Origin of the sequence: Brachybacterium phenoliresistens, from assembly GCF_000576425.1 — a bacterium.
Taxonomy (GTDB): Bacteria; Actinomycetota; Actinomycetes; order Actinomycetales; family Dermabacteraceae; genus Brachybacterium; species Brachybacterium phenoliresistens.
On the sequence record NZ_KK069990.1, the window covers coordinates 106,540 to 124,033 of the forward strand.

At 73.4% G+C, this 17,494-nt stretch carries 19 protein-coding genes and 1 tRNA gene; 13 read left to right on the forward strand and 7 right to left on the reverse strand.

What is annotated here, in order from left to right:
- The first annotated feature begins 40 nt into the window (after positions 1 to 40).
- Together purF and purM are read left to right on the forward strand one after the other, a co-directional pair.
- A complete protein-coding gene (purF, locus tag BF93_RS05770; RefSeq protein WP_051486591.1) occupies positions 41 to 1,567 on the forward strand; it encodes an amidophosphoribosyltransferase in 1,527 nt (508 codons plus the stop codon).
- On the forward strand, positions 1,564 to 2,709 hold the full coding sequence (purM, locus tag BF93_RS05775; protein ID WP_038371256.1) for a phosphoribosylformylglycinamidine cyclo-ligase: 1,146 nt from the start codon (positions 1,564 to 1,566) through the stop codon (positions 2,707 to 2,709). Before purF ends, purM begins: the two co-directional genes overlap by 4 nt.
- Before the next feature lie 126 nt (positions 2,710 to 2,835).
- On the opposite strand, the gene BF93_RS05780 is transcribed toward purM, so the two are convergent.
- The gene (locus BF93_RS05780; protein WP_038371258.1) at positions 2,836 to 3,033 is read right to left on the reverse strand and encodes a DUF3073 domain-containing protein; all 198 of its coding nucleotides are present in this window, start codon (positions 3,031 to 3,033) and stop codon (positions 2,836 to 2,838) included.
- Positions 3,034 to 3,305: 272 nt separating this feature from the next.
- Between BF93_RS05780 and BF93_RS18860 the strand changes: the two genes are divergently transcribed.
- The 3 genes from BF93_RS18860 to BF93_RS05790 are packed head-to-tail and all read left to right on the forward strand — an operon-like array spanning position 3,306 to position 5,095.
- Entirely contained in the window at positions 3,306 to 3,530 is a 225-nt protein-coding gene (locus tag BF93_RS18860) for a BldC family transcriptional regulator (protein ID WP_051486592.1), read from the forward strand.
- 10 nt (positions 3,531 to 3,540) lie between these two features.
- Positions 3,541 to 4,584 (forward strand): alpha/beta hydrolase, encoded by a 1,044-nt coding sequence (locus BF93_RS05785; RefSeq protein ID WP_051486593.1) that lies wholly within the window; start codon positions 3,541 to 3,543, stop codon positions 4,582 to 4,584.
- 58 nt (positions 4,585 to 4,642) lie between these two features.
- Complete coding sequence (locus BF93_RS05790; RefSeq protein WP_038371260.1) at positions 4,643 to 5,095, forward strand: hypothetical protein; 453 nt, start codon at positions 4,643 to 4,645, stop codon at positions 5,093 to 5,095.
- Here BF93_RS05790 and BF93_RS05795 read toward each other — a convergent pair.
- On the reverse strand, positions 5,077 to 6,180 hold the full coding sequence (locus BF93_RS05795; protein WP_051486594.1) for a lysylphosphatidylglycerol synthase domain-containing protein: 1,104 nt from the start codon (positions 6,178 to 6,180) through the stop codon (positions 5,077 to 5,079). The two genes, BF93_RS05790 and BF93_RS05795, sit on opposite strands and share 19 nt — an antisense overlap.
- A 69-nt stretch (positions 6,181 to 6,249) precedes the next feature.
- Between BF93_RS05795 and BF93_RS05800 the strand changes: the two genes are divergently transcribed.
- Together BF93_RS05800 and BF93_RS05805 are read left to right on the forward strand one after the other, a co-directional pair.
- Positions 6,250 to 6,594: a hypothetical protein gene (locus BF93_RS05800; RefSeq protein ID WP_038371261.1), complete on the forward strand. Its 345-nt coding sequence runs from the start codon at positions 6,250 to 6,252 to the stop codon at positions 6,592 to 6,594.
- Positions 6,595 to 6,730: 136 nt separating this feature from the next.
- The gene (locus BF93_RS05805; protein WP_038371264.1) at positions 6,731 to 9,553 is read left to right on the forward strand and encodes a UvrD-helicase domain-containing protein; all 2,823 of its coding nucleotides are present in this window, start codon (positions 6,731 to 6,733) and stop codon (positions 9,551 to 9,553) included.
- Here the strand turns inward: BF93_RS05805 and BF93_RS05810 are convergent.
- Genes BF93_RS05810 through BF93_RS05820 form a run of 3 tightly spaced genes read right to left on the reverse strand, consistent with a single transcriptional unit; the run spans position 9,540 to position 10,739 of the window.
- The gene (locus BF93_RS05810; protein WP_038371266.1) at positions 9,540 to 9,965 is read right to left on the reverse strand and encodes a VOC family protein; all 426 of its coding nucleotides are present in this window, start codon (positions 9,963 to 9,965) and stop codon (positions 9,540 to 9,542) included. The genes BF93_RS05805 and BF93_RS05810 overlap by 14 nt on opposite strands.
- Positions 9,958 to 10,452 (reverse strand): hypothetical protein, encoded by a 495-nt coding sequence (locus tag BF93_RS05815; RefSeq protein ID WP_051486595.1) that lies wholly within the window; start codon positions 10,450 to 10,452, stop codon positions 9,958 to 9,960. The genes BF93_RS05810 and BF93_RS05815 overlap by 8 nt, the downstream gene beginning before the upstream one ends.
- 23 nt (positions 10,453 to 10,475) lie before the next feature.
- Positions 10,476 to 10,739, reverse strand: coding sequence for a hypothetical protein (locus BF93_RS05820; RefSeq protein ID WP_038371268.1), 264 nt, complete (start codon positions 10,737 to 10,739; stop codon positions 10,476 to 10,478).
- Between the two features lie 210 nt (positions 10,740 to 10,949).
- On the opposite strand from BF93_RS05820, the gene sucC reads away from it, so the two are divergent.
- The 5 genes from sucC to BF93_RS05845 all read left to right on the forward strand — a co-directional run bounded on the left by sucC (position 10,950) and on the right by BF93_RS05845 (position 16,133).
- Positions 10,950 to 12,119 carry an ADP-forming succinate--CoA ligase subunit beta gene (gene sucC, locus BF93_RS05825; protein WP_038371269.1) on the forward strand — a complete coding sequence of 390 codons (1,170 nt, stop codon included), beginning with the start codon at positions 10,950 to 10,952 and terminating at the stop codon, positions 12,117 to 12,119.
- Between the two features lie 12 nt (positions 12,120 to 12,131).
- Entirely contained in the window at positions 12,132 to 13,019 is an 888-nt protein-coding gene (gene sucD / locus BF93_RS05830; protein ID WP_038371270.1) for a succinate--CoA ligase subunit alpha, read from the forward strand.
- 292 nt (positions 13,020 to 13,311) lie between these two features.
- A complete protein-coding gene (locus tag BF93_RS05835) occupies positions 13,312 to 14,046 on the forward strand; it encodes a metal-dependent transcriptional regulator (protein WP_038371271.1) in 735 nt (244 codons plus the stop codon).
- 188 nt (positions 14,047 to 14,234) lie between these two features.
- Positions 14,235 to 15,158 (forward strand): C40 family peptidase, encoded by a 924-nt coding sequence (locus BF93_RS05840; protein ID WP_038371272.1) that lies wholly within the window; start codon positions 14,235 to 14,237, stop codon positions 15,156 to 15,158.
- A 138-nt stretch (positions 15,159 to 15,296) separates the two neighbouring features.
- The gene (locus tag BF93_RS05845; protein ID WP_038371273.1) at positions 15,297 to 16,133 is read left to right on the forward strand and encodes a hypothetical protein; all 837 of its coding nucleotides are present in this window, start codon (positions 15,297 to 15,299) and stop codon (positions 16,131 to 16,133) included.
- Positions 16,134 to 16,187: 54 nt separating this feature from the next.
- Here the strand turns inward: BF93_RS05845 and BF93_RS05850 are convergent, their stop codons facing one another.
- Both BF93_RS05850 and BF93_RS05855 read right to left on the reverse strand, forming a co-directional pair.
- Positions 16,188 to 16,523, reverse strand: coding sequence for a hypothetical protein (locus BF93_RS05850; RefSeq protein WP_038371274.1), 336 nt, complete (start codon positions 16,521 to 16,523; stop codon positions 16,188 to 16,190).
- 32 nt (positions 16,524 to 16,555) lie between these two features.
- A tRNA-Arg gene (locus BF93_RS05855) sits at positions 16,556 to 16,628 on the reverse strand.
- A 243-nt stretch (positions 16,629 to 16,871) separates the two neighbouring features.
- On the opposite strand from BF93_RS05855, the gene BF93_RS05860 reads away from it, so the two are divergent.
- On the forward strand, positions 16,872 to 17,483 hold the full coding sequence (locus BF93_RS05860; RefSeq protein WP_051486596.1) for a copper resistance CopC family protein: 612 nt from the start codon (positions 16,872 to 16,874) through the stop codon (positions 17,481 to 17,483).
- Positions 17,484 to 17,494 lie beyond the last annotated feature (11 nt).

Below are 17,494 nucleotides of genomic sequence, written 5' to 3' on the forward strand. Positions count from 1 at the left end.
CGACGGTTCGGGGGCATCGGGGCTGTGGCATGATGATTCGGTGGCACGCGGCGACGGACGACTCACCCATGACCTGCTCCCCGGCGAGAAGGGCCCCCAGGACTCGTGCGGCGTCTTCGGCGTCTTCGCCCCGGGGGAGGACGTCGCCAAGCTGACCTACTACGGCCTGTACGCCCTGCAGCACCGCGGGCAGGAGTCCGCGGGGATCGCCACCAGCGACGGCGAGCAGATCCTCGTGTACAAGGACATGGGCCTGGTCTCCCAGGTCTTCGACGAGACCTCCCTGAGCACCCTGCAGGGTCACATCGCCATCGGCCACGCCCGCTACTCGACGACCGGCGGGTCCATCTGGTCCAACGCCCAGCCGACGCTGGGCCCCCGCCCGGAGGGCACCGTCGCCCTCGCCCACAACGGCAACCTCGTCAACACCCGCGAGCTCGTGGACATGCTCGAGGCCCGCCGCGGCGGCGCCCGCGCCCCCAAGGGCGAGATCGCCCGCGGCAACACGACGGACACCGCCCTGGTGACGGCGCTGCTGGACGTCGAGGGAGACCTCGCCCGGGCGATCGCCGATCTCATGCCGCATCTGCGCGGCGCCTACTGCTTCACGATCATGGACGAGACGACCCTGTACGCGGCGCGCGACCCCCAGGGCATCCGTCCGCTGGTCCTGGGCCGCCTGGACCGCGGCTGGGTGGTCGCCTCGGAGACCGCGGCGCTGGACATCTGCGGCGCCAGCTTCGTGCGCGAGGTCGCCCCCGGCGAGCTCATCGTCATCGACGAGCAGGGCCTGCGCAGCAGCCAGGTCCTCGAGCCGCGCCCCAAGGGCTGCGTGTTCGAGTACGTGTACCTCGCCCGGCCGGACACGCGCATCGCCGGTCGCAGCGTGAACGCCTCCCGGGTGGAGATGGGGCGCCAGCTGGCGCGCGAGCATCCCGTCGAGGCGGATCTCGTGATCCCGACCCCGGAGTCCGGCACCCCTGCCGCCATCGGCTACGCCCAGGAGTCCGGCATCCCCTACGGCCAGGGCATGGTGAAGAACGCCTACGTCGGGCGCACCTTCATCCAGCCCAGCCAGACCATCCGCCAGCTGGGCATCCGGCTGAAGCTGAACCCGCTCAAGGAGATCATCGCCGGCAAGCGCCTGGTGGTCATCGACGACTCGATCGTCCGCGGCAACACGCAGCGCGCCGTGGTGCGCATGCTGCGCGAGGCCGGGGCCGCCGAGGTGCATGTGCGCATCTCCTCCCCGCCGGTGCGCTGGCCCTGCTACTACGGCATCGACTTCGCCAGCCGGGCCGAGCTCATCGCCAACGGCCTGGACACCGACGAGATCGCCCGCTCCATCGGCGCGGACTCGCTGGGCTACATCTCCTTCGACGGGATGGTCGAGTCCACCGAGCAGCCGGCGGGCGAGCTGTGCTCGGCCTGCTTCACCGGGCAGTATCCGGTGCCGCTCCCCGATCCCCGCGCGCTCGGCAAGAGCGTGCTCGAGCAGAAGAAGGCCGGCGCACCGGGCGCCGGCCCGCATCCCGCCTCCCCCGAGAAGAACGAGGTCCCCGCGTGAGCGCAGCGTCCCCCCAGCCGATCACCTACGCCGCCGCCGGGGTCGATACCCACGCCGGGGACAAGGCCGTCGAGCTCATGAAGGAGGCGGTCGCCGCCACCCACGGCCCCGAGGTCCTCGGCGGGGTCGGCGCCTTCGCCGGCCTGCTGGACGTCTCCGCCCTCAAGGACTACGAGCGTCCGCTGCTCGCCTCGAGCACCGACGGCGTCGGCACCAAGATCGCGATCGCGCGCGCCCTGGACATCCACGACACCATCGGCCAGGACCTGGTGGCGATGGTCGTCGACGACATCGTCGTGCTCGGCGCGAAGCCGCTGGCCATGACCGACTACATCGCCTGCGGGAAGGTCGTGCCCGAGCGCATCGCCGACATCGTCCGCGGCATCGCCGAGGGCTGCCGCCTGGCCGGCTGCGCCCTGGTCGGCGGGGAGACCGCGGAGCACCCCGGCCTGATGGCCCCCGAGGACTACGACGTGGCCGGTGCGGCCGTGGGCGTGGTGGAGGCCTCCAAGGTCCTGGGGCCGGAGCGGGTCGAGGCCGGCGACGTGATCATCGGGATGGACTCCTCGGGCCTGCACTCCAACGGCTACTCGCTCGTGCGCGCCGTGATCGACGCGGCGGGCCTGGGCTGGGACACGCATGTGGAGGAGCTCGGGCGCACCCTCGGCGAGGAGGCCCTCGAGCCCACCCGCATCTACACCCGCGACCTGCTGGACCTGCTGGAATCGCCGGCGGGGGAGGGCGTGCACGCCCTCTGCCATGTCACCGGCGGCGGGCTCGCCGCGAACCTGGCCCGCGTGGTCCCCGCGGGGCTGGGCGCGGCCGTGGACCGCGCCACCTGGACGCCGGGAGCCATCTTCGAGCGCGTCTCGACCTGGGGCTCGGTCCCGCTGGCCGATCTCGAGGCGACCCTGAACATGGGCCTGGGCATGGTGGCCGTGGTCTCCGCCGATGCGGCCGATGCCGTCCTCGCGCAGCTCGAGTCCGCGGGCCTGCCCTCGCGGGCGATCGGACGGATCCATCCGCAGGATGCGCTGGCGGCCCCGCGTCCCAGCACCTCCGACGTCCTCGTCTCCGGGACCAAGGGCGTGGACGGGGGCGCCGTCCTCATGACCGGCACGCATCCGGGCTGGGGCGCGTGATCGGACCCGCCGCGCACACGACGAAGGCGGCCCCGGGGGGCCGCCTTCGTCATGCTGTGCTCGATGCCGCGGTCGGTTCCGCGGTTCCCGGGCTCCGGATGGTGCGGAGCCCGCGGGGTGGGGGCGTCAGCGTCGCCGCGCCGATGCGGGCGAATCATCCGCCCACTCGTCGGTCCCCTCGTCGTCCCAGTCGCCCTGCTCCTCGTTCGCGGAGGCCTTCGACTGCAGCTCGCGCTGGAGCGCGGTGAGGTCGGTGGGCGGGCTGTAGTACTTGAGGTCCCGAGCCACCTTAGTCTGCTTGGCTTTCTGTCGGCCACGACCCATGGATCTGACCCCCTGTGCGTCGGGTGCGGGCGAGGCGGCCCGGAAGATGGCAGTGATTTCGGAACCCAACCTTACAACGAACGCGCCGTGGGGCGGTAACCCGAACGGCGTGAGGTCGCGCTCACGTCGGCGCCGATGCCGGACAGGGAGGGGCGTCGAGGCGACGAGAGCTCCGAAAGCGGTATCCGAGGGCGTAGGCTTGCTGTTCACGACATGACTGTGACGATGGGCGGGCGTGGCCGCGCCCCGAGAACGAGGAGGGGACACCCCCGATGGCTGCATCCGCGGAGAACCACGATGTTGCGACGGCGTCGATCGGCAGTCTCATGACGCCGGCCGAGGTCGCGAAGCTCTTCCGCGTCGATCCCAAGACGGTGACCCGCTGGGCCCAGTCCGGGAAGCTGTCCTCGCTGCGCACCCTCGGCGGTCATCGACGCTACCGCCGCGACGAGGTGGAGAAGCTCCTGCAGGAGAACCTGCAGGCAGAGAGCCTCTGAGCCCCTCTCCGTGACGCGCGCCGCCCGTCGCAGGACGAGCGATGCCGGGTGGCGCCGGGACGTCCTGGGCGCGGGCTTCCGCTGCCGGACGCTGGACCTCGGCGAGGACGAGGAGGGCCCGCTGCGGGCGGTGGCGGTGCGCTGCCTGCCCGGACCTGCCGCCTCGCGCGGCGCGGCGCAGGCCGCGCAGCGCCGTCGCATCCCGGTGCTGCTGATCCACGGCTGGTCCGACTACGTGCTGGACCGCCGCCTCATGCTGCATCTGTATGCACGAGGCTTCGACGTGTGGGGAGTGGACCTGCGCAAGCACGGGCGCAGCCTCCTGCCCGGGCAGACCCCCACCGCGGTGCGGGACCTGTCCGAGTACGACGCCGAGATCGCGGCGATGCTGGACCTGATCGGCCGGGACCGTCCCCCGGTCCTGCTCGCCCACTCCACCGGCGGCCTCACGGCCGCGCTGTGGGCGCAGCGCCGCCCGGGGACGGTGCGCGCGCTGGTGCTGAACTCCCCGTGGCTGGAGTTCCACGCCGGCGCCGCCGCCCGGGAGGCGATCCGCCCCGCGCTGCGCGCCCTGGCGCAACGGGCGCCGACGGCACGGGTGCTGCCCCGCGGATCGACGCACTACACCCGCACCACCCATGCCCTGTTCGGCGGCGAGACGCCCTACTCGCTGCGCTGGAAGCCGCCGGGCGGCCACGACTTCCCGGCCTGCACGCTGAGCGCCGTGCTCGAGGGGCAGGCGCGACTGCGCCGCGGCGGGCCCCTCGCCGTCCCCACCCTCGTGCTCCACTCGTCCCGCTCGGTGTTCGGGCTGCGCTTCCGCTCCGACATGGCCGAGGCCGACATCGTGCTGAACGTGCGGACCATCGCTGCGGCCGCCCGCCAGCTGGGGCCGTCGGTGCGCATCGAGCCCGTCGACGGGGCGCGCCACGACGTCTTCCTCTCCGCCCCGGCGGTGCGCAGGCGGGCCCTGGAGATCGTCGAGGACTGGCTGAGGGAACTCCCGGACATCGGTCCTACGATGACTCGGGACGTCCCGCCGGGACGCCCGTGAGCGTGCACGCCGCGTCGGGGCCAGGTGCTCCCGCCGCGCATCGACGGGGAGGTGGACCGTGGCCGCAGCGCCCGATGACCTGCACCGGCTCGCCGCGGCGCACCGCCGCGCCGCGGACCGGCTGACCCTGCTGCGCCTGCGCCTGGCCCGGGGGATGTCCGCCCTCGAGGGCGGAGTGGTGCACGAGACCTGGGTCGAGGAGGTCTACCCGGGCATCGGCGCCCTGGTCCGCGCGCTGCGCGCCGACCACGACCGCCTCGAGGCGGCGGCCGCCGCCGCGGAGCGTGCCAGCGGCCGCCGGATGGGCGGCTATGCGGGGGCGGGCTTCCTGGGGCGCGGCGACCGGGCCCGCGAGCAGGTCGAGCAGGTGCGCCAGGTGATCGCCTTCCGCGGGCACGACCTCGGGGCGAGCATCGGCGGCTACCCCTTGAGCCCGCGCGGCCGGGCGGTCCCGCCGCACCCCTCCGAGACCCTCGGCGCGGCCACACCGGGCTACGAGGACGAGGACTGAGCCGGCCCCTCCGAGCGCGGCCCCTGCCTGCCAGGCCCCTCCGGGCGCGGCCCCTGCGAGCCCGGCCCGCCCGACCGCAGGGCGCCGGCTGCTGCGGCCAGGGCTCCGGCCGCGACCGGGACGATCACCGTGGAGACCATGAGCACCAGGGCCGCCGCGGCCGCATCGGCCCCCGGGACCCCCAGCGCGATCAGCGAGGCGGCGCCGACCGCTTCGGTCACCCCGGCGCCGCCCGGGGTCAGCGGCACCATCGCCACCACCCGGCCCAGCGCGAAGACCGCGACCGCCGCAGCGACGGAGAGATCCGCGTCCACGGCCCGCAGCGCCAGCAGCAGCACGAGCAGGTGCGCCAGGCGCGCGCCGATCTGGCCCGCCAGCAGCGCCGCGCCGCGGCGGCGCAGCAGCACCAGCAGCGCGTCGCGCACGTCCACGGCCGCGGCGGCCGCGGGCACCAGCGGGGACAGGCGCTCGGCCACGGCCGCCACCAGCGGCCGCGAGAGGACGACGGCGACCGCGGCGAGGGACAGGACGCCTCCGGCCGCGGCGACCAGCGCGGCCGCCCAGGTCCCCGGCAGGTCCAGCTGTGCGCCCGCCACGACGTAGGCGACCAGCCCCGCCCCGGGGACCAGCACGGCGGTGACGGCGAGGTCGCCGAGGGAGAAGGCGAGCAGTCCGAGGACGATCGTGCTCACGCCCAGCCCGCCCCGCCGCAGCAGCCAGCCCAGCATGCCGGTCCCCAGCAGGGCGCCGCCCGGGATCGCGATGCTCATCGCGGAGGTCGCCGCGTACGCCGGGAGCAGGCGGGCGGTGCGGCTGCCGGGGACCACGGCGCGCAGCGACAGGGTCTCCAGGACCAGGGCCAGCAGCCCCAGGCCGATCGCGGCCGCGATCACCCCGGCGGGCAGGCGCCCGAGCTCGGCGAGGATCTGCGGCCAGGAGGCGCCGGCGAGCCAGGGGAGCCCCAGGGCCAGGACGAGGACCAGGAGGACGGCGGAGGCCGCGGCGGTGATCACGCGGCGCCGGCCTGCCCGCGGCCGACGCTCGAGATCCGCGACGAGGTCCTCGGGGAGGTCGAGTTCGGCCATGGCTGTGATTCTCGCACGCGGGGGAGCGACGTCCGGGCCGGAGCGGCGGCCCCCGAGTATGCTGACACCATGTCAGCTCTTATCGGGATCCTCGTCGTCCTCCACCTCCTCTGCTGGGCCGTCGCGCTGGGCACCTGGGTCGCCGCCGCGCGCACCAAGGAGCCGAACCCCGGCATGTTCCATGCCGCCGCCGGTGCGCTCGCGTTCGGCGTCGTGCTGATGGCGATCGGCATGGCGACCGGGGGCGGCGGCCACCTCTGGTACACCCTCAAGCTCGTGTTCGCCCTGATCGTGGCGATCAGCGCCTTCGTGGCGCGGCGCCAGGGGCCGCAGACCCCGGCCGCCGTGTGGTTCGCGATCCCCGCCGGGATCGTGATCAACGTGATCATCGCCGTGTTCCACATCGGCGCCTGAGCCGCCCGCGGGCCCGGCCGGGCCCGCGGCGCCCCCAGGACCAGCGGCCCCGGCCCCCCGCCGCCCCGCGCCGGTCGTCCACAGCGACGGCGCGGGGCGCTCGTGCGTCCGGGCGCGCGCCTATCCTGGGGGAGCCATGACTCTGTTCGACGATTTCTCGCTGCCCGATGCCTTCCGACGCCTGGAAGGGGTGCGGGCGGTTCCCGCGAGCGCGTCGGACGCCGACGCCCCCGCGGCGCCCGATGCCGCCCCGCCGTACGAGGACGCCCCGCCGAGGGACGCCGACGCCCCGCCGCGCGAGGACGAGCTCCCGCCCCCGCCGGACGACGACCAGGCCCCGCCGGATCCGGAGGACGTCCCGCCGCCGCCGGAGGACCGGGACCCGCAGTGGGCCCCGGCGCACGGCGCGACGGGCCCGGGGCCGCACGGCCCCGCGGGCGCTGCGCGTCGTCCCTGGGCCGCGCCGGAGGAGGTCGGGGCCGGCCTCGCCGAGCTGGTCGAGGGCCTGAACCCGCCGCAGCGCGAGGCCGTCGAGCACCGCGGCAGCCCGCTGCTCATCGTCGCCGGCGCCGGCTCGGGCAAGACCCGCGTTCTCACCCGTCGCATCGCGCACCTGCTGCGCTCGGGGCAGTCCCTGCCCGGGGAGATCCTCGCGATCACCTTCACCAACAAGGCCGCCGCCGAGATGAAGGAGCGCGTGGCCGAGCTGGTGGGCCCCGTCGCGCGCAGCATGTGGGTGTCGACCTTCCACTCCGCCTGCGTGCGGATCCTGCGCCGCGACGCCCAGGCCGCCGGCCTGAAGAGCTCCTTCACGATCTACGACTCCGCGGACTCCCTGCGGCTGATCACGAACATCGCCAAGGATTTCGGCCTCGACGTCAAGAAGAACCCGCCGCGGGGCATCGCCAGCCGCATCTCCACCCTGAAGAACGACCTCGTCGACCCGATCGACTGGGCCGATCAGGCCGAGGCGTCCAAGAACCCCTGGGACCGCTCGATCGCCCAGGTGTACACCGCGTACACCGAGCGCCTGCGCCAGGCCAACGCCGTCGACTTCGACGACATCATCGGCCTCACCGTGAACCTCCTGCGCGAGAACCCCGCGATCCGCGAGGGCTACCGCCGCCGCTTCCGCCACGTGATGGTCGACGAGTACCAGGACACCAACCCCGCGCAGTACGCCCTGGTGCGCGAGCTGGTGGGGGACGACCCGCACGCCGACCTCACCGTCGTGGGCGACTCCGACCAGTCGATCTACGCCTTCCGGGGCGCGACGATCCGCAACATCGTCGAGTTCGAGGAGGACTTCCCCTCGGCCCGCACCATCGTGCTCGAGCAGAACTACCGCTCCACGCAGAACATCCTCACCGCGGCCAACGCCGTCATCGAGGAGAACCAGGGGCGGCGCAAGAAGAACCTGTGGACCGACCACGGCGCCGGCGAGAAGATCACGCTGTACGTCGCGGACGACGAGCAGAGCGAGGCGCGGTACATCGGCCGCCAGATCGACGCCCTCGTCGATGCCGGCCGCAAGGCCTCCGACGTGGCGATCTTCTACCGCGCCAACGCCCAGTCCCGCGCGCTCGAGGACCAGCTGATCCGCGTCGGCCTGCCCTACCGGGTCATCGGCGGGACCCGCTTCTACGAGCGCCGCGAGATCAAGGACGCCATCGCCTACCTGCGCGTCCTCACCAACCCGGCCGACGAGATCAACCTGCGCCGTATCCTCAACGTCCCCAAGCGCGGCATCGGCGACCGGGCGGAGGCCGCGATCGCCCTGCTGGCCGAGCAGGAGCGGATCGGGTTCGCGGAGGCTCTGCGCCGCGCGGAGGAGGCCCCGGGCATCGCGACCCGCTCCCTCAGCGCCGTGCGCCGGTTCGTGGCCATGCTCGAGGAGCTCGGCGAGCTGCTCGAGCGGGGCGAGGGGCCGGCCGAGGTGCTCGAGGCGATCCTGCAGAAGTCCGGCTACTACGAGGAGCTGCAGAAGAGCGACGACCCGCAGGACGAGTCCCGGCTGGAGAACCTCGCCGAGCTGGTCAGCGTCGCCGCCGAGTTCGAGGCGCAGATGGAGGCCGTCGCCGCCGCCGGCAGCGAGTTCGAGGACCTCGAGGGCGAGGACGCGACCGCCGGGCCCGAGGGCGCCGCCGGCGCCGATGCGGCGCCCGGCGCCGGGGCGGATGCGGCTCCCGGCGAGGACGTCGCGCCCGATGCGGCCCTGCTCGCCGGGGACGACCCGGAGGCGACCCTCATCGACCAGTTCCTGGAGAAGGTCTCCCTCGTCGCGGACGCGGACCAGCTCCCGGGCCAGGAGGACCAGTTCGTCACCCTGATGACGCTGCACACCGCCAAGGGCCTCGAGTTCCCCGTCGTCTTCCTCACCGGCCTGGAGGACGGCACCTTCCCGCACCAGCGCACCCTCACCGACCCCGAGCAGCTCGAGGAGGAGCGCCGCCTCGCCTACGTCGGCATCACGCGCGCCCGCGAGAAGCTGTACATCACCCGCGCCCAGATGCGCGCGACCTGGGGCGCCCCGCAGTTCTTCCCGGGCAGCCGCTTCCTCGACGAGATCCCCGAGGAGACCCTGGACGTGGCGCGCGCCGGCTCGACCCTCTCGGGCGCCGGGTTCTCCGGCTCGGGCGGCTACGGCAGCTCCGGCGGGTACGGCGGCTCGGGCGGCTACGGCGGCGGGCGCCGCGGACCCTCCGTCACCGGGGTCGGCGTGGGCGGCGGGCGGCGCGACGTCAGCCGCCCGTCCTTCGGCTCGGGCCGCACCCCGACGCCCACGGCCAAGCTGCCCTCCCTCGCCGTGGGGGACCGGGTCACCCACGACTCCTTCGGCATGGGCACGGTCACCGAGGTCTCGGGGCTGGACGAGAAGACGCAGGTCGAGGTGGAGTTCAAGGCCCCGCACGGGCGCAAGCGCCTGCTGCTGCGCTACGCCCCGATCACGAAGCTCTGAGCGGCGGGGCGACGACCTCGACCTCGAAGCCCTCCGCGTTCTCGGCGTACCAGGCGGTGTGGTCCGCTCCGCCGGCGTGCGGGTAGGCGTCCGCGAACAGCTCGGTCCAGCCGTGCGCGGGGGCCTGGTCGCGCAGGGCGTCCAGGGCTTCGCCGTCGGGGCAGGTCAGCGCCAGATGGTTCAGGCCGGGGGAGAGGCGGTCGTGCCGCGTGCCGCGGCCGTCCCCGGACTGCTCCAGCACGATGTAGGGGCCCGAGGCATGCCGCCAGATCCGCCCCCGGTCCCAGCCCTCGACCCGTTCGGCGGTCCAGCCCAGGCGGGTCAGCAGCCATCCGAAGGACGCCTCGGCCGGTCCGAGGTCATGGGTCCACAGCTCCAGGTGATGCAGCCCGGCCGGCGGCTGCTCAGACATCGCGGCGCCGCGGGGCGTCGTCCCCGTCCAGGTCGTCCCCGTCCGGGTCCTCGTCGTCCGGGTCCTCGTCCTCGGAGCGCAGGGACTCCAGCAGCACCCAGCCGAAGCGCAGCGCCATGATCCCCAGGACCAGCACCAGCACGACCTGGATCGGGATCTGCACGCCGGTGCGGGTGACGACGAACCAGATGATGAGGATCGACAGACCCATGAGCACCGCGTCGCGGAACGCCGCGAGCAGCCGGCGCCCGAGGTTCGCCTCGCGGATCCTGCGCCCGGCGACGGTGGCGTAGGCGGCCGCATCCCGGCGGGCGCGGCGCCGCGAATCCCGGGTGCCCTCGTCCAGCGCCTTCCCCGCGGCCCGCGCATAGGCGCCGGCGCGCTGCGAGCTGCGCCGGGTGGACTCCTGCGCCTGCCGGGCGAGGTCCGGGGCCTGCTTGCGCGCCGTGTTCCGGGCGGCCTTCGCGTAGGTCCTCCAGTCAGCCATGCTCTCCTCCTCGAGGGCGTCGCTCAGCGTCGGGGGTCATCGTCGTCGCGCCAGCGGATGTCGCCCCCGCCGCGCGGCGGAGGCGAGGGACGGGACGCCCGGTGCTCGTGGTAGTAGGACAGCGCCACGTTCAGGCCGACCGTGATCACCAGGGAGAGCACGAAGCTCGCCACGGTGGAGCGGACGCCGACGACGCGCAGCAGGATGAACAGCACGAGCAGCATCACAAGGCTGGCACCGAGCTGGTCGCGGATGCGCTGGACGAAGCTGCGGGGTTGTCGGGGCACCCCGGCATGGTAGCCGGGTCCGCTGGGCGGGGCCCGACGGGCGACGAGACCGTGCCCGCGAGACGACCACAGGGTGAACGGGGTGCCGGATCACACCGCCGTGTCCGTACCATCGGCCGGCCGCGACTAAGGTGGAGATGTTCCCAGGGACGGCTCCCCGGCCGATGACGGCCCGCCGTCCGCTGTCGACAGCGAGAGGACGAGAATCCCGTGGACCTGTTCGAATACCAGGCCCGTGATCTCTTCGAGAAGCACGGAGTGCCCGTGCTCGGAGGAGTCGTCGCGGAGGATCCTGCAACTGCCAAGGCTGCGGCGCAGCAGCTGGGCACCCCCGTCGTGGTGGTCAAGGCCCAGGTGAAGACCGGCGGCCGCGGCAAGGCCGGCGGCGTGAAGATCGCCAAGTCCCCCGAGGAGGCGGAGGCGAAGGCCGCCGAGATCCTCGGCATGGACATCAAGGGGCACACCGTGCACCGCGTGATGATCGCGGCCGGTGCCGACATCGCCGAGGAGTACTACTTCTCGCTGCTGCTGGACCGGGCGAACCGCAACTACCTGGCCATGTGCTCGGTCGAGGGCGGCGTGGAGATCGAGCAGCTCGCCGTCGAGCGCCCCGAGGCCCTGGCCCGCGTGGCCGTGGACCCGAACGTCGGCATCGACGAGGCGAAGGCGAAGGAGATCGTCGAGGCGGCGCGGTTCGACGCCGAGACCGGCGCCAAGGTCGCCCCCGTGCTGCAGAAGCTGTGGGACGTCTACCGCGAGGAGGACGCCACCCTCGTCGAGGTCAACCCGCTGGTCAAGACCGGTGCGGGCGACATCGTCGCGCTCGACGGCAAGGTGACCCTGGACGAGAACGCCGAGTTCCGCCACGAGGACCACGCCGCCCTGGTGGACGCGAAGGACGAGGATCCGCTCGAGGCCAAGGCCAAGGCGCTGGACCTCAACTACGTCAAGCTCGACGGCGAGGTCGGCATCATCGGCAACGGCGCGGGGCTGGTCATGTCCACCCTGGACGTCGTCGCGTACGCCGGCGAGGAGCACGGGGTCAAGCCCGCGAACTTCCTCGACATCGGCGGCGGCGCGAGCGCCGAGGTGATGGCCAACGGCCTCTCGGTGATCCTCGGCGACGAGCAGGTCCGGGCGGTCTTCGTGAACGTCTTCGGCGGCATCACCGCCTGCGACGCGGTCGCCAACGGCATCGTCGGCGCCCTCGAGAAGCTCGGCGAGAGCGAGAACAAGCCGCTGGTCGTCCGCCTGGACGGCAACAACGTCGAGGAGGGGCGCGCCATCCTCGAGAAGGCGAACCACCCCCTGGTCACCCTGGCCGACACCATGGACGGCGGGGCCGCGCAGGTCGCCGCTCTGGCCGCGAACGGAAAGTGAGCTCCTCCCACCATGTCTATCTTCCTTGACGACTCCAGCAAGGTCATCGTGCAGGGCATGACGGGCTCGGAGGGCATGAAGCACTCCCAGCGCATGCTCGCCTCGGGCACGAACATCGTCGGCGGCGTGAACCCGCGCAAGGCCGGCCAGCAGGTCGAGTTCGACGGCGGCGTCTCCGTGCCCGTCTTCGGCACGGTCGCCGAGGCCATGGAGGCCACCGGCGCGAACGTCTCGGTCGTCTTCGTGCCGCCGAAGTTCGCCAAGGCCGCCGCGATCGAGGCCATCGACGCGGGCATCGAGCTGTTGATCGTGATCACCGAGGGCATCCCGGTGAAGGACTCCGCGGAGTTCTTCAACTACGCCCAGGCCAAGGGCGCCACCCGCATCATCGGCCCCAACTGCCCGGGCATCATCAGCCCCGGGAAGTCAAACGCGGGCATCACCCCGGCGAACATCACCGGTCCCGGCAAGCTGGGCCTGGTCTCGAAGTCGGGCACCCTGACCTACCAGATGATGTACGAGCTCTCGGACATCGGCTTCACCACCTGCATCGGCATCGGCGGCGACCCGGTCATCGGCACCACGCACATCGATGCGCTGGCCGCCTTCGAGGCCGATCCCGACACCGTCGGCGTCGTGATGATCGGCGAGATCGGCGGCGACGCGGAGGAGCGTGCGGCCGCCTACATCAAGGACAACATGTCCAAGCCGGTGGTCGGCTACGTCGCGGGCTTCACCGCCCCCGAGGGCAAGACCATGGGCCACGCGGGCGCGATCGTCTCTGGCTCGGCCGGCACCGCGCAGGCGAAGAAGGAGGCCCTCGAGGCCGCCGGGGTCAAGGTCGGCAAGACGCCCACCGAGACCGCGGAGCTCATGCGGGAGATCATCGCGGGCCTCTGACCCGCCCCGATCCTCCGCGGCCGCGCGCCGCACCCGGGACCCCGTCGGCACCTGCCGGCGGGGTCCCGTCGCATCCGAGCCGGGCCGAGCCGGGCCGGGCCGGCCGAGGCAGCGGCCCTCCCGTGCACGCCCGGTCCTCTCCAGGGCCTCCCCGGGGCCTCCCCGGGGCCGACCGCGGGCCGCTTCGCGGCGGGCAGAGCGCGAGAGGGCCCGGGCGTCGGCGCGGGGACGTAGGATCGTCGGTGATGCGCTCCGGCGGGAGCGGCGAGATACGGCAGGCGGAGGAGCACACGTGAGCGGCGACCTGATCGATACGACCGAGATGTACCTGAAGACGGTCTTCGAGCTCGAGGAGGCGCACATCCCGCCCATGCGCGCCCGGATCGCCGAGCGTCTGGGGCACAGCGGCCCGACCGTCTCGCAGACCGTCGCCCGCATGGAGCGCGACGGCCTGCTGCACCTCGACGAGGAGCGCCACATCCGTCTCACGGAGCTGGGCTGGTCGCGCGCCACCTCGGTGATGCGCAAGCACCGTCTGGCCGAGCGCCACCTGCTGGACCACCTGGGCCTGGAGTACGCGCTCGTGCACGAGGAGGCCTGCCGCTGGGAGCACGTGATGAGCCTCGAGGTCGAGAAGCGCATCGCCGAGCGCATCGATGCCCCGTACCTCGATCCCTACGGCAATCCCATCCCCGGACTGGCGGAGCTCGGCCTGGCCGACCTCCCGGCGCAGGAGACGGCCCTCACCCCCGAGGGTAAAGACCGGCCCAAGCTGCTCAGCGTGCTGCTGGGCGATGCGCCCGACGGCACCCGCATGTCCGTCCGGCTCGACCGGATCGGCGAATGGGCGCAGAGCGAGTCCGAGGTCCTGGACGAGCTCGCACGTCACGGCCTCCGGCCGGGCGTGGACGTCGACGCGGAGCGCCTGGGCCGCGGTTACGCGCTGCAGGTCGCCGACGGCGAGGTCCTCGAGGTCTCCGATCACGTCGCAGGTCAGCTCGCTGTGACGCCGCTCACCCGGCAGTAAAGGAAGCGTCAAGCTCTTCCCCAGACCCTGTACCTGAGCGGGGCGCGCGGGGGTGCGCCGCATAGGGTCGAGCACGTGCCCGGACCATGTCCGGGCATCCCCGCCCGGCAGCCCACCGCGCACCGAGCCTGGGGTCCACATCAGCACAGTGCGCGGGAGCGGAACGCTCGGGGCAGGGGAGCGACATCGTGTCGAATACTGCGAAGAACACCCATCGCCGCCCGATGCGGACGGTGACGCCGGTCGTGCGCGCTGGGCGCGCCGCCGCAGGTGCCGCCGTGGCCGCCGGGATGCTCTTCGGCGGAGCCGCCGCCGCGACCGCCGACGGGGAGTCCGACGCCGTCACCGCCGACGTCCAGGCTGATGCCGCCGCCGCGCCGGCCGTGATCGTCCCCGCCGCCGTCGAGCCCGTGAACATCCCCGCCGTCGACGCCGCCGCCGAGACCGAGGCGACCGGCCTGGTCGCGCTCGAGGCCCCCGCGCTCACCGTGACCGTCCCCGAGCCCGAGCCCGAGGTCGTCGAGGCCCCGGAGGAGGACGCCGAGCAGGCCGAGGACTCCTCCGAGGAGCAGTCCTCCGAGGACGGGGCCGACGAGTCCGAGGAGTCCTCCTCCGATTCCGGCGAGTCCTCCCGCGACTCCGACAGCTCCGACTCCGAGGAGTCCGACTCCGACGAGTCCTCCTCCCGCTCCGATTCCGAGGAGTCCTCCGACTCCGAGGACGAGTCCTCCTCCACGTCCGAGGAGAAGGAGAAGTCCTCCCCGGCGCCCTCCGCCGCCAAGGGCAGCAGCATCCTCGCCACCGCCCGCTCGGGCATCGGCGTCCCCTACGTGTGGGGCGGCGACGACCCCAGCGGCTGGGACTGCTCCGGCTTCGTGCAGTGGGTGTACGGCCAGCACGGCATCTCGCTGCCGCACTCCGCCGGCTCGCAGGTCGCCCAGGGCACCAGGATCTCCCGCTCCGAGGCCCGCCCCGGCGACCTCGTGTACAAGCCCGGCCACATCGGCATCTACGCCGGCGACGGTCGTTTCGTCGACGCGGGCAACCCCCGCGTGGACACCACCGAGCGCGACATCTACTCCGGCGACTGGTCCTACTACCGGATCGGCTGAACCGGACCTCGCTGACACCGACGCATCCCGCACGGCCCCGCACCTGCCCGGTGCGGGGCCGTGCGCGTCGCGGCGGCCGCCCGGCCGAGCCGCCGGGTGCGCCGGGGCCGTCCAGGCGGGGCCGCTACGGTGCCGTCCATGACCTCTCTGCGCGATGCCCTGGCCTCGCTCCTCCTGCTCGCGGCCACGGTGCTGGGAGCCCTGTGGCTGCCGGCCCTCTGGATCGCCGACCATGTGGTGGACCAGGACGGCTTCCTCGCCATCACCCAGCCGCTGGCCGATGACCCGGAGTTCCGGACCACCCTGACCGACCAGGCCGTCGCGGCCCTGCTGGACGATGGGCGGATCCCCGGCTGGATCGCGGACCGCGTCGAGCCCGTCGCCCAGGAGCAGGCCGCCAGGCTCTCCGAGACGGAGGCGTACGACACCATGTGGCGCGCGGCGATGGTGCAGGTCCACCACGCGCTGCTGACCCCGGGGGCGGACGATGTGGTGGTCGATCTCGCCCCGGCGGCCGATGCCCTCCTCACCCGGGTCGAGGAGGTGGTGCCGCTGCTGGACCTGGACGCCCCCGAGTCGCTGCCGTTCACGATCGCGACCATCCCCGGCGGCAGCGTGCTGGAGAAGCTCGCCGTCCTGGACGTGTGGGGCCCGCGGCTGGGCTGGGCGGCGCTGGCCTGCGCCGTGCTCGCCGTGCTGGTGGCCGGCCACCGGCGGGCGGCCCTCGCGGGCGCCGGCGTCGCGGCGATCCTCGCCGCGGCGGCGGTCTGGCTGCTCACCGTGCAGGTCGAGACCCTGGTCCCGGACCGCCTGGACCAGGCGGACTTCATCGGCCCCCTGCTGCAGGTGTTCGAGGCACGGCTGGCCGCGGACCTCGCCCCGCAGGCGATGATCCTCGCCGGCGCGGGGGCGGCGACGGTGGTCGCCGGCGCGCTGGCGCTCGCGCTGCTGCCGCGTCGCCGTGCTCGGCGCTGATCTGCGGAGCTGACAGAGGCTGCGGTGCTGGGGACGCCGCGGCCCGGAGCGGTGCTACTTCGGTGCGGCGCGGCGTCCCATCTCCGCGCCCCAGCCGCCATGGAGGTCCGACGAGGCGACGCAGTCGAAGCCGGTGGTTGCCGTGCTCGGACGAGTGATCGTCCCGGAGATCAGATACTGCGTGCCGCTGAGGCGCTCGGTGGAACGGACATCGATGTCGCTCCCGGGGTTCGCGTGCTGGGCGACCTGCGTGCAGAGCGCTTCGACGGCTTCTCTCGTCTCGGTGGAGTGATGGAGAACCCCTGCGATCACGGCCGCGATGCCGCCCGCGGCGAGCGCGCAGCAGAACCGCGACCACGCTCGTCGGTCCTCCCGCGTGCTCTGCCTCACTCCGTCGCCGCCCGATCCGATGCTTTCTCTTGTGCCCCCGGGCAGATTCGAACTGCCGACACCCGCTTTAGGAGAGCGGTGCTCTATCCCCTGAGCTACGGGGGCATGGGGCCGCTCTCGCGGCACGCCGCGCACCATCGTAGTCCACGGTCCGCGCCGCGCCGCCGCGGTGCCCCAGGGTATGCCCGTCCTCACGTCGGCCCGTGCGGTGCTCGACGGCGCCCTCGCCCGCGGGGCGGTCCCGCCGCGGGTCCGGGCCGGGCGCGGCGGGCACGGGCCTCCGCGACCGGTCCCCGGCGCGAGATTCCTGACCCGGGATCCCAGCCCCGAGGGCTAGGGTGCGGCCCTGTGATCCTCGAACTTCCGCATTCCCTCCGTCGTCTGCCGGCGCTGCTCGCCCTCGCGCTGCTGCCCGTCCTGCTCGTGATGGGCGCCGCGGCGCCCGCGTTCGCGCACGACCACCTGGTCTCCTCCGACCCGGAGGACGGCGCCCAGCTGGAGGCGAGTCCCGAGGCGATCACGCTGACCTTCTCCGCGGACGTCATGGACGTCTCCCCGGTGGTGCGGATCGTCGACGCGCAGGAGCAGACCGTCCTCGAGGAGACGCCGACCATCGACGGGACCACGGCGACCCTGGCGCTCGACGAGCCGCTCCCCGCGGGCGACTACACGGTGCAATGGCGGGTGGTCTCCTCCGACGGGCACCCCATCGAGGGGACCTTCGCGATCGCCGTCCAGAATGACGCCGCGACCGAGGAGCCCACCGAGAGCGCGAGCCCCGCGGAGGAATCCCCGGCCGTCGAGACGACCGCGGCGCCGAGCTCCGAGCCTGCGGCCGAGGCCGCTCCCGAGGTCGAGGAGGGGAACGACGCGCTGCTGCCGGTCTTCCTGGGCCTCGGGGTGATCGTGGTGATCGGCGTGGTCATCGCGCTGCGGGCGGGTCGCTCCGGGCGACGCTGAGCGGAGGCCCC

What these genes read in the sequence shown, in the direction of transcription:
- BF93_RS05810 (WP_038371266.1), bottom strand. Translation starts at nt 9,965, where the DNA reads ATGTCTGAGCAGCCGCCGGCCGGGCTGCATCACCTGGAGCTGTGGACC.
- BF93_RS05800 (WP_038371261.1), top strand. Translation starts at nt 6,250, where the DNA reads ATGTCAGCTCTTATCGGGATCCTCGTCGTCCTCCACCTCCTCTGCTGG.
- BF93_RS05795 (WP_051486594.1), bottom strand. Translation starts at nt 6,180, where the DNA reads ATGGCCGAACTCGACCTCCCCGAGGACCTCGTCGCGGATCTCGAGCGT.
- BF93_RS18860 (WP_051486592.1), top strand. Translation starts at nt 3,306, where the DNA reads ATGGCTGCATCCGCGGAGAACCACGATGTTGCGACGGCGTCGATCGGC.
- BF93_RS05805 (WP_038371264.1), top strand. Translation starts at nt 6,731, where the DNA reads ATGACTCTGTTCGACGATTTCTCGCTGCCCGATGCCTTCCGACGCCTG.
- sucD (WP_038371270.1), top strand. Translation starts at nt 12,132, where the DNA reads ATGTCTATCTTCCTTGACGACTCCAGCAAGGTCATCGTGCAGGGCATG.
- BF93_RS05845 (WP_038371273.1), top strand. Translation starts at nt 15,297, where the DNA reads ATGACCTCTCTGCGCGATGCCCTGGCCTCGCTCCTCCTGCTCGCGGCC.
- BF93_RS05815 (WP_051486595.1), bottom strand. Translation starts at nt 10,452, where the DNA reads ATGGCTGACTGGAGGACCTACGCGAAGGCCGCCCGGAACACGGCGCGC.
- BF93_RS05780 (WP_038371258.1), bottom strand. Translation starts at nt 3,033, where the DNA reads ATGGGTCGTGGCCGACAGAAAGCCAAGCAGACTAAGGTGGCTCGGGAC.